At 66.4% G+C, this 9,681-nt stretch carries 8 protein-coding genes; 2 read left to right on the top strand and 6 right to left on the bottom strand.

Annotated features, from left to right (window positions below; genetic code table 11):
- Window positions 1-138: 138 nt before the first annotated feature.
- Entirely contained in the window at window positions 139-1,122 is a 984-nt protein-coding gene (locus tag GIW57_RS23285) for a LysR family transcriptional regulator (RefSeq protein ID WP_089236625.1), read from the bottom strand.
- Between the two features lie 208 nt (window positions 1,123-1,330).
- On the opposite strand from GIW57_RS23285, the gene cysK reads away from it, so the two are divergent.
- Both cysK and GIW57_RS23275 read left to right on the top strand, forming a co-directional pair.
- Entirely contained in the window at window positions 1,331-2,290 is a 960-nt protein-coding gene (cysK, locus tag GIW57_RS23280; RefSeq protein ID WP_099820853.1) for a cysteine synthase A, read from the top strand.
- Window positions 2,291-2,611: 321 nt separating this feature from the next.
- Window positions 2,612-3,208: an O-acetyl-ADP-ribose deacetylase gene (locus GIW57_RS23275; RefSeq protein WP_100460196.1), complete on the top strand. Its 597-nt coding sequence runs from the start codon at window positions 2,612-2,614 to the stop codon at window positions 3,206-3,208.
- A 72-nt stretch (window positions 3,209-3,280) separates the two neighbouring features.
- On the opposite strand, the gene GIW57_RS23270 is transcribed toward GIW57_RS23275, so the two are convergent.
- The 5 genes from GIW57_RS23270 to GIW57_RS23250 form a co-directional block, all read right to left on the bottom strand.
- On the bottom strand, window positions 3,281-4,393 hold the full coding sequence (locus tag GIW57_RS23270) for an ABC transporter substrate-binding protein (protein ID WP_236513080.1): 1,113 nt from the start codon (window positions 4,391-4,393) through the stop codon (window positions 3,281-3,283).
- A 132-nt stretch (window positions 4,394-4,525) separates the two neighbouring features.
- Entirely contained in the window at window positions 4,526-5,530 is a 1,005-nt protein-coding gene (locus GIW57_RS23265) for a class I fructose-bisphosphate aldolase (protein WP_100460198.1), read from the bottom strand.
- A 174-nt stretch (window positions 5,531-5,704) separates the two neighbouring features.
- Window positions 5,705-7,171: a pyruvate kinase gene (pyk, locus tag GIW57_RS23260; protein WP_089236630.1), complete on the bottom strand. Its 1,467-nt coding sequence runs from the start codon at window positions 7,169-7,171 to the stop codon at window positions 5,705-5,707.
- Window positions 7,172-7,352: 181 nt separating this feature from the next.
- Window positions 7,353-8,021 (bottom strand): HAD hydrolase-like protein, encoded by a 669-nt coding sequence (locus GIW57_RS23255; protein ID WP_236513079.1) that lies wholly within the window; start codon window positions 8,019-8,021, stop codon window positions 7,353-7,355.
- A complete protein-coding gene (locus GIW57_RS23250; RefSeq protein WP_099820848.1) occupies window positions 8,018-9,193 on the bottom strand; it encodes a phosphoglycerate kinase in 1,176 nt (391 codons plus the stop codon). Before GIW57_RS23250 ends, GIW57_RS23255 begins: the two co-directional genes overlap by 4 nt.
- Window positions 9,194-9,681 lie beyond the last annotated feature (488 nt).

The raw sequence follows: 9,681 nt of genomic DNA, 5'->3' as shown, positions 1-9,681 counted from the left end.
GCCAAGCCTACAGGGACGTACTTGCGGCGTCCCCGCACTCCGACACCGCCCCGCCACCCCACGGAATGCACGCTGTTGCTGTTGCTGTTGCTCCGGCCGGTAGCAGATGCAGGGCGCAGCCCTGCTCGCCCCACCCCCTCAGACTGTGATCGTCTGCGTCAGCGATTCCCAGGTCGGCGGCACCGGCCAGGACGCGGCCTGGTTGCCGTCCAGCACCCGCCGCAGGTCGCGCGGATCAATCTGCGGGGCCAGCACATGCACCAGCTCCAGCGCGTAATCGCGCAGCACCCGGTCGCGTGGCAGCACCGCCCAGGCGACGCACTCGGTGATCGGCGCCGGTGCCGGCCATACCCGCAGGTCCTCATCGTTGGCGCTGATCGCCATCTCGGCCAGCAACCCCACCCCCAGACCCGTGCGCACATAGGTCTTGATCAGGTCGGCGTCCAGCGCGGTCAGCGCCAGATCGGGTACCAGGCTCTGCGCGGCAAAGGCACGTTGCAGGGAGGAGTTGGGTCGTGTCGAGGATTCGTAGCTGATCAGCGGCTGGCGGGCCAATGCTGCCAGATCCGGCACGCGGCCGGCGCGGTCCAGCGGATGGCCCTTGGGCACCACCACCAGCCGCCGCCAGCGGAACAGCGGCACGGCGATGCCGTCGCTGGGTTCGCTGCCGGCGGTACTGATGATCGCGATGTCGGCATCGCCCTGGTTCAGCCGGTCCAGCGCATCGGCCTCACCCGCCTGCTGCAGGTGCACGCTGACCTGCGGATAAGCCTGCTTGATGCGCGCCACGGCCGGCGGCAGCACGAAGCGCGCCTGGGTGTGGGTGGTGGTCAGGATCAGCTGGCCCTGGCTCTCGCGGCGCTGGTTGGCCGCGTAGGTGCGGATGTTGTTGGCTTCGGACAGCACTGCGCGGGCGCGGCTGATCACTTCGGTGCCGGCCGGGGTGACCGACTCCAGACTGCGTCCCTTGCGTACGAACAGCAGGAAGCCCAGTTCGTCCTCCAGCTGCTTGAGCTGCTTGGACAGGCCGGGCTGGGTGGCATGCACCCGCGAGGCGGCGAGCGTGATGTTCAGCTCGGCGTCGGCGATGGCAACCAGGTAGCGCAGCTGGGTCAGCGTCATGGCAGGCGGGCGATGTGGGGGCGGAGGTCCACTCTAGGGTCAATTGCCGTCACCAGCTTATAACCAAAGGTTGTTTAAGAAAGGTATCTGGTCATTTCCGGGCGTCATATGCCGGCGCTACGGTCAGCCGGCAGCCGCTGGCCTGAACAGCCAGCCCTCTTCCCTTCCGCCCGCCGAGCCCGGCGCGGCCTGTTCCTGGAGCGCTCCCATGGCCCTGTACGACTCCATCCTAGACACCATCGGCAACACCCCCATCGTCAAGCTGCAGCGTTTGGCGCCGCAGGGCGTGACCGTGTACGCCAAGGTCGAATCCTTCAACCCGGGCGGCTCGGTGAAGGATCGACTGGCGCTGGCGATCATCCTCGATGCCGAACAGCGTGGCCTGCTCAAGCCGGGCGACACCATCGTCGAAGCCACCTCGGGCAACACCGGCGTCGCCCTGGCGATGGTGGCCGCCGCACGCGGCTACAAGTTCGTGGCGACGATGGTCGAGACCTTCTCGGTGGAACGCCGCAAGCTGATGCGCGCCTACGGTGCGAAGGTCATCCTGACCCCGGCCGCCGAGCGCGGCAGCGGCATGGTGCGCAGGGCGCGCGAGCTGGCCGAGGAGCACGGCTGGTTCCTGGCCAGCCAGTTCGCCAACCCGGCCAACCCTGCCTACCACCGCAACACCACCGCCGCGGAGATCCTGCGTGATTTCGCCGGCAAGCGCCTGGACTACTTCGTCAGCGGCTGGGGCACCGGCGGCACCCTGACCGGTGTCGGTGAAGTGCTGAAGGTCGCCCGCCCCGACACCCGCATCATCGCCACCGAACCGGCAGGCGCCGCACTGCTGAAGGGCGATGACTGGAAGCCGCACAAGATCCAGGGCTGGACCCCGGACTTCGTGCCCGATGTGCTCAACCGCAATGTGGTGGACGAACTGGTGACGGTGGAAGATGACCGTGCGATCGCCACTGCCCGCCGTCTGGCGGCGGAGGAAGGCATCTTCGTCGGCATCTCCGCCGGTGCCACCGTGGCCAGCGCACTGGACGTGGCAGATCGCGCTGAACCGGGCGCGGTGATCCTGGCGATGTTGCCGGACACCGGTGAACGCTACTTCTCCACGCCGCTGTTCGCCGACGTCAATGAAGGTTCCGACGACGACTGGCTGGCCGGTCTGCCCTGATCGCCGCGTTGTCGATGACAGCAGGATGACGCCCACCCTCGCGGTGGGCGTTTCCATTTGGGCAATCCTGACTGGGCATTGCCGTTGCAAGCGGACCGTTTTCCCCGGAAATCAGAAGCAATCCACTTCGGAAACTTTCGTTTCGCCTGCATGCGGCGCTCGCTTCAGCCTGCGTGAAGGCGCTGCCGGCCATCGTGCATGAACAGCGCGGATCGCAGTGCGTGAGACGGTCATGACGCAGCATCGATGCCCTGTCCCGCAAGATGTGGGTACAGCCAGCGTGGGCACGGCGCGCAACAACTACAGGCAGGAGACGGACGCATGAAGATCGAAGTGTGGCAGGGCGACATCACGGCCCTGGCGGTGGATGCGATCGTCAACGCGGCCAATGAATCACTGCTCGGTGGTGGCGGTGTCGACGGCGCGATCCATCGTGCAGCCGGCCCCGGCCTGCTGGCCGAGTGCGAGCGTCTGCCGGAGCTGCGCCCCGGCGTGCGCTGCCCGACCGGTGAGGTGCGCGCAACCGATGCCCATGCGCTTCCGGCACGGCACGTACTGCACACGGTCGGTCCGGTCTGGCACGACGGCCAGCGCGACGAACCGGCACTGCTGGCCAACTGCTACTGGAAGTCGCTGCAGCTGGCCGAATCGCTGAACCTGCAGTCGATCGCGTTCCCGGCCATCAGCTGCGGGGTGTATGGCTATCCGCTGTACCAGGCGGCGCAGATCGCGGTGACCGAAACACTGGCCTGGCAGCGCAGCCACGCCCAGCCGATGCGGATCGTGCTGGTGGCATTCAACACGGCGACCGCCAAGGCCTACCAGCAGGCGCTGTCGGCCGCAGGTCAGGTCGCCGACAGCGGACGCGGGTCGCTGCTGCCTCCACTGGGCGATACCGGATTCGTGCCGGCGCATTGAAACAGTGCAGGGCGTGGGAAAAAAAAGGCCGGGCATTGCCCGGCCTTTTCGTTTGCGTCCGTCGCGACAGGGTCAGTTCGTCACTTCGGCGGCAGCGTCGGCCGCCGCCGTAGCAGCAGCTGATGCAGCGGCCGAAGCGGCGCCGTCGACCTGCACGCGCACTTCCACCATGCCCGCTTCGTCGCTCAGGCTGGTTACGTCCACGGTGTAGTGGCCAGCCGGCAGCGATTCTTCCAGGCGTGCGTTGGTGCCATTGCCACCGTCGTCGTCCACCAGCTCCACGTTCGAACCGACCACGCGCAGCACCGTATCCACCTGGCTGGAAATCGCATCCAGGCGCACATCGGCCGGACGCGGCAGGCTCAGCAGGAAGCGGCGGCGCCCTTCGCCATCGAGCATGGCGAACACGCTGCCGGAGTTCGGCAGGGTGGTGCCATCACGCATGACCATGTTGGCCGGCAGCTCGGTGCGCTTGGCAGTCAGCTTGAAGGCGCCGGTAGCGTCTTCGCCCAGGCTGCGCACGCGCAGGGTGTACTTGCCCGGTTCCAGCGGCATGCCGATGCGCGAATTGGTGCCGTCACCGCCGTCGTCGTTTTCCGACTGTGCGCCGTTGCCATCCAGCTTCAGCACGGTATCGAACGCATCCGATTCCAGGCGGATCTCGTACATGCCCGCCTTGTCCACCTGCAGGGTGTAATCCTGCGACTTGGAGACCAGCAGGTCGACGATCTCGCCTTCGGCCACCATCGGCTTGCCGTCATACGGCACCAGCTTCTCGGCGCGCAGGCGGTACGGGCCGAAGGCGGAGGGGCCGTCGGCATTGATGGCCACCTGGTAGCTGCCAGTGCCATTGGCGCGGAATGCCAGCGAGACGTCGTCGCTGCGCTCGTAGCCCGAGCTGCTGCTGGCCACCAGCACGCCATTGTTGAACACGGCGATCGAGCCGCGCAGCGCGCCGGTCAACTTGATGCCGACCAGTTGCTTGTCGTCCAGCTTCAGCTGGTACAGCTGATGGTGGCTGCCATCATTGAAATTGACGCCGCTGCGCGAGGTGATTTCGCCGGATACCGGCTTGTCGAACTCCAGCGAGGGGGCCTTGCCCACCTCCGGGCTGCCACCCATCCGGTTGCAGCCGCCGACAGCCAGCACCGTGGCAACGGCCAGCGTGATTGCGGTAATACGCATATTTTTTCTCCTTGGCCTTCCATGTATGCCCCACGCACTGGCCTGGTGTGCGGGAGGCGGCAACGATACCGGCAAAAGCAAACGCCGGCGTGATGCCGGCGCTGCCCTGTTCAGTTCATGCTGCGAAACGGATCAGCCGTTCCACTTGCCAAGCGCGGCCTGGCCGTTTTCCTTGGCGCGCTCGTAGACGGTCTTCTGCGCGGCGGCGTAGTTGCCCTTCATGTCCTTGCCCCACAGCTTCAGTGCCGCCTGCTGCATGGCACGGCCATAGGAGAAGCTCAGCGGCCACGGCAGGTGGCCCATCTGGTTCATGGCATTGAGGTGGGCGGTGGACTGCTCATCGCTCTGGCCGCCGGACAGGAACACCACGCCCGGCAGGATCGCCGGCACGGTGCTCTTGAGGCACATCACGGTCGACTCGGCCACTTCCTCGACGTCGGCCTGCTCGTCGCAGCCCTTGCCGGAGATGACCATCGAGGCCTTCAGGATGGTGCCTTCCAGCAGCACGTTCTGCTGGTACAGCGCGTCGAACAGCGAGCGCAGGGTGGCTTCGGTGACTTCGTAGCAGGTCTCGATGTCGTGCTCGCCGTCCATGATCACTTCCGGCTCGACCATCGGCACCAGGCCGCATTCCTGGCACAGCGCGGCATAGCGGGCCAGCGCATGCGCGTTGGACTCGATGCAGGTGCCCGACGGAATGCTCTCGCCGATGTTGATGACCGCACGCCACTTGGCGAAGCGCGCGCCCAGCTTGTAGTACTCCTGCAGGCGCTCACGCAGGCCGTCGAGGCCTTCGGTGACCAGCTCGCCCGGGCAACCGGCCAGCGGGTGCGCACCCTTGTCCACCTTGATGCCCGGGATCATGCCGTGGTCGGCCATGTACTTGGCGAACGGCACGCCGTCCTTGGTCGACTGACGGATGGTCTCGTCGTACAGGATCGCGCCGGAAATGTGCTCGTTGAGCTTCGGCGTGGTCAGCAGCAGTTCGCGGTAGGCGCGACGGTTCTCTTCGGTGTTCTCGATGCCGACGCTGGCAAAGCGCTTGGCGATGGTACCGGTGGATTCGTCGATCGCGATGATGCCCTTGCCCGGGGCAACCATGGCCTGGGCGGTTTCAGCCAGCTGTTCGATGCTCATGTACTTCCTGTGGCGGGTGCGGGAAAAACGTAAGTATAGCCCCGACGCCCCGTTACCTCGACGTGGAGGCCAGGGTGGAAACGATTCCACGTCCGCACGGGACAGGAAATGTCCGCAGGCGTTCACCAGCGGGCCAGATCCCGGGCCGGGATCTGGCTCCTTGCTGCAACCGGCTTAGAGGTCGCCGAGACCGCTGGCGCGGCCGTCGTCGCCCACTTCCAGCAGGCGCAGGGTATTGGTCGCGCCGTGGGTTTCCATGTGCTCACCGCTGGTGAACACCACACGGTCGCCGGCCTGCAGCATGCCGCCTTCCACCAGCAGGCGGATGCTGCCGCGTGCGGCTTCGCGCGGGGTGAAGCCACGGCTGTCGAAGTTGATCGGGAACACATCGCGCATCAGCGCCATCTGCCGGCGTGCGCCGTCGTGGCGGGTAACCGCGAACACGGGTGCCGAGGCACGGAAACGCGACAGGTAGCGGGCGGTGCCACCGGATTCGGTCATCGCCACGATCGCGCGCACGCCCACGTGCTGGGACAGGAACATGGTGGCCATGGCAATGGCCTGGTCGGCACGTTCCAGGTTGCGCGGCGAGGCACCGAAGTCGGTTTCGGTCTGGAACTGGCGCTCGGCGCCCAGGCAGATGCGCGCCATCGCTTCGACCGCCTTGACCGGATACGCGCCGGCAGCGGTTTCGGCCGACAGCATCACCGCATCGGTACCGTCGATGACCGAGTTGGCCACATCCAGCACTTCGGCGCGGGTCGGGATCGGGCTTTCGACCATCGACTGCAGCATCTGGGTGGCGGTGATCACCACCTTGTTCTGCGCCAGCGAGGCCTTGATGATCTTCTTCTGCAGGCCCGGCAACTCGGCATCGCCGATTTCCACGCCCAGGTCACCACGCGCCACCATCACCACGTCACTGGCATCGACAATCTCTTCCAGGTTCTCGATGGCTTCGGTGCGCTCGATCTTGGATACCAGCGCGGCGTAGCAGCCGTGCGATTCGGCGATCTCGCGTGCATCGTTCATGTCCTGCGCGTTGCGGCAGAACGACACGGCGATGAAGTCCACGCCGATCTTGGCGACGATGCCGATCAGTTCCTTGTCGCGCTCGGTCAGCGCGCCCAGCGACAGGCCACCGCCCTGCTTGTTCAGGCCCTTGCGATCGGACAACGGACCGTCATTGAGCACGGTGTTGATGATGCGCTCGCCCTGCACTTCCACCACCTGCAGCTGCATCAGGCCGTCGTCGAGCAGCAGCACGTCACCGGCGGTCACGTCCTGCGGCAGGCCGAGGTAGCTCACGCCCACCTGGGTCGCATCGCCGGGGCCGGCATTGGTGCTGGCGATCAGGTCGAAACGGTCGCCGGCCTTGAGATGCACCTTGCCTTCGGCGAAGCGCTCGATGCGGATCTTCGGGCCCGGCAGGTCAGCCAGGATGCCCACTTCCACGCCCACACGCTGAGCGGCGGCGCGCACATCGGCGGCGCGCTTGGCCTGGCCGGACGGGTCACCGTGGCTGAAGTTGAGGCGCACCACGTTGACGCCGGCGCGGAACAGATCCTCCAGCACGCCCGGCGGATCGGTAGCCGGACCGAGGGTGGCAAGGATCTTGGTGCGACGCTGACGCTCGAACATGATGGATGGGCCTCTCCCGTTAAAGGACGGAAATTAGCACATCCTTCACGTCCCATGTATACGGTTACAGCCTTGTGCTGCCTGACTCTGCGGGACATCGCACGGACATGTTCCGGACATACGCCGGCCGATGGCAGCGGAAACGCCGCCGGGCAAGGCCCGGCGCGCTGTCTCGTCTACGTCAGGCCAGCAATGCAAGCAGCTGCGCAGGGTCACGGGCCAACTGCCCTGCACCGGCCTCGGTCAGCTCCTGCTCGCCACCAAAGCCCCACAGCACGCCCACGCTGCGCAGGCCGTGATGACGGGCGCCTTCGATGTCCATGCGGCGGTCGCCGATCATCCAGCAGCCTTCCGGCGCCAGCTGCAGGCGATGCAGCACCTCGCCCACCAGCTGCGGCTTGCTGCTGCGCGAACCATCCGGCGTTGAACCGATCACGTCCTCGAACAGATCACCGAACGGCAGATGCTCGACGATGCGGCGGGCATGCGGCTCGTTCTTGGCGGTGACCACGGCCAAGCGGTGGCCCCGTTCGTGCAGTGCGCGCACCACTGCTTCGATGTCCGGATAGACCGTGTGCTCGCGCCAGCCTTCCACGTCGAAGCGCTCGCGATAGAAGGCCACGGCCTGCTCGACCCGTTCGGCATCCCCGAACAGCGGCGCGAACGTGGTGCGCAGCGACGGACCGATCCAGCCCAGCAGCGTTTCCTGCGACGGCACCGGATGGTCCATCTTCTGCAGCGCATAGGCGATGCAGGTGGTGATGCCCACTTCCGAATCGATCAGCGTACCGTCCATGTCGAAGAAGAGCGTTGCACGCTCTTCTCCGTCCACCCGCAGGTCGACGCTCATGCGCCGCGCGCGGCCAGGGCGGCGACCGCCGGCAGGGTCTTGCCTTCCAGGAATTCCAGGAATGCGCCGCCACCGGTGGAGATGTAGCTGACCTGCTGGGCGATATCGAACTTGTCGACCGCAGCCAGGGTGTCGCCACCACCGGCGATGGAGAACGCCGGCGAACTGGCGATGGCGCGGGCCAGCGCTTCGGTGCCCTTGCTGAAGGCTTCGAACTCGAACACGCCGACCGGGCCGTTCCAGACCACGGTGCCGGCCTTCTGGATCAGCTCTGCATACTGCGCGGCGGTCTGCGGGCCGATGTCCAGGATCAGGTCATCCTCGGCCACCGCATCGACGGCCTTCACTTCGGCGACCGCGTCGGGCAGGAACTGCTTGGCGGTGACCACGTCCACCGGCAGCGGGATGTCCGCACCGCGCGCCTTGGCGTCGGCCACGATCTTCTTCGCGGTATCCAGCAGGTCCGGCTCGTACAGCGACTTGCCGACCTTGTAGCCGGCCGCCGCGATGAAGGTGTTGGCGATACCGCCACCGACGATCAGCTGGTCGACCTTGCCGACCAGGTTGGCCAGCAGTTCCAGCTTGGTGCTGACCTTGCTGCCGGCGACGATGGCCAGCAGCGGCTTGGCCGGTGCATCCAGTGCCAGTGCCAGCGCATCCAGCTCGGCCATCAGCAGCGGGCCACCTGCCGCGACCGGGGCGAAACGGATCACGCCATGGGTGGACGCCTGCGCACGGTGCGCGGTACCGAACGCATCCATCACGAACACATCGCAGAGGGCGGCGTACTTCTTCGACAGGGCTTCATCGTCCTTGCCCTCGCCGACGTTCATGCGGCAGTTTTCCAGCAGCACCAGCTGCCCCGGCTGCACGTCGACGCCGTCGACCCAATCACGCACCAGCGGCACTTCGCGGCCCAGCAGCACCGACAGGCGCTCGGCAACCGGCGCCAGCGAATCGGCCTCGCTCCACACGCCTTCCTTCGGGCGCCCCAGGTGCGAGGTGACCATCACCGCCGCGCCCTGCTCCAGCGCGCGCTTGAGCGTCGGCAGGGAAGCGGTGATGCGCTGTTCGGAGGTGATGCGGCCATTCTCGATCGGCACGTTCAGATCCTGGCGGATCAGCACGCGCTTGCCGGAGAGGTCGAGGTCGGTCATGCGGACGATGGACATGGGCAACTCTTTGGCTCTGGAGATGGGATGCCGGTTTGCGGCAGATGGTCATTGTATCGGGTGGCGATGCCTGCGGCAGGCAGAGGCCAACGGCAACGGCAACAGCAACAGCAACGGCAACGGCCAGAGCGCTGGCGCTTCTTGGTGCTGTGGGTGGGCCGGGGCGGTGTGGGATCGCGGGGGACGCCGTGAATCCATCCCTGGAGGCTCGGGCGCGCCATCCATGGCGCTTACGCCCCCGCGAGCCCACACCACCCCGGCCTCGACAGGTTCATGAGGCGGAGCGGACGGCGGAAGCAAAGGCGGTTTCTGGGGTCGGAGGGAGATGGAAGGTAGAGCCGAGCCGATGTTCGGCTGGAGATCTCGCGGAGAGCAGCCGAGCATGGGCTCGGCTCTACAGGGACCGCCCAGCGAAGCTGCTTTTGCTCTTCTTTTTCTTCCGTGGGTGGACGCACACGGAAATTGTCAGAGGCCGGGCGGGTGGGCTG

This window comes from Stenotrophomonas sp. PA-6-5C (genome assembly GCF_021605635.1).
Classification (GTDB): Bacteria; Pseudomonadota; Gammaproteobacteria; order Xanthomonadales; family Xanthomonadaceae; genus Stenotrophomonas; species Stenotrophomonas lactitubi.
The sequence above is the reverse complement of the archived record's forward strand: the minus strand, read 5'-3'. Positions and strand labels throughout refer to the sequence as shown.

What these genes read in the sequence shown, in the direction of transcription:
- GIW57_RS23285 (WP_089236625.1), bottom strand. Translation starts at nt 1,122, where the DNA reads ATGACGCTGACCCAGCTGCGCTACCTGGTTGCCATCGCCGACGCCGAG.
- cysK (WP_099820853.1), top strand. Translation starts at nt 1,331, where the DNA reads ATGGCCCTGTACGACTCCATCCTAGACACCATCGGCAACACCCCCATC.
- GIW57_RS23275 (WP_100460196.1), top strand. Translation starts at nt 2,612, where the DNA reads ATGAAGATCGAAGTGTGGCAGGGCGACATCACGGCCCTGGCGGTGGAT.
- GIW57_RS23270 (WP_236513080.1), bottom strand. Translation starts at nt 4,393, where the DNA reads ATGCGTATTACCGCAATCACGCTGGCCGTTGCCACGGTGCTGGCTGTC.
- GIW57_RS23265 (WP_100460198.1), bottom strand. Translation starts at nt 5,530, where the DNA reads ATGAGCATCGAACAGCTGGCTGAAACCGCCCAGGCCATGGTTGCCCCG.
- pyk (WP_089236630.1), bottom strand. Translation starts at nt 7,171, where the DNA reads ATGTTCGAGCGTCAGCGTCGCACCAAGATCCTTGCCACCCTCGGTCCG.
- GIW57_RS23255 (WP_236513079.1), bottom strand. Translation starts at nt 8,021, where the DNA reads ATGAGCGTCGACCTGCGGGTGGACGGAGAAGAGCGTGCAACGCTCTTC.
- GIW57_RS23250 (WP_099820848.1), bottom strand. Translation starts at nt 9,193, where the DNA reads ATGTCCATCGTCCGCATGACCGACCTCGACCTCTCCGGCAAGCGCGTG.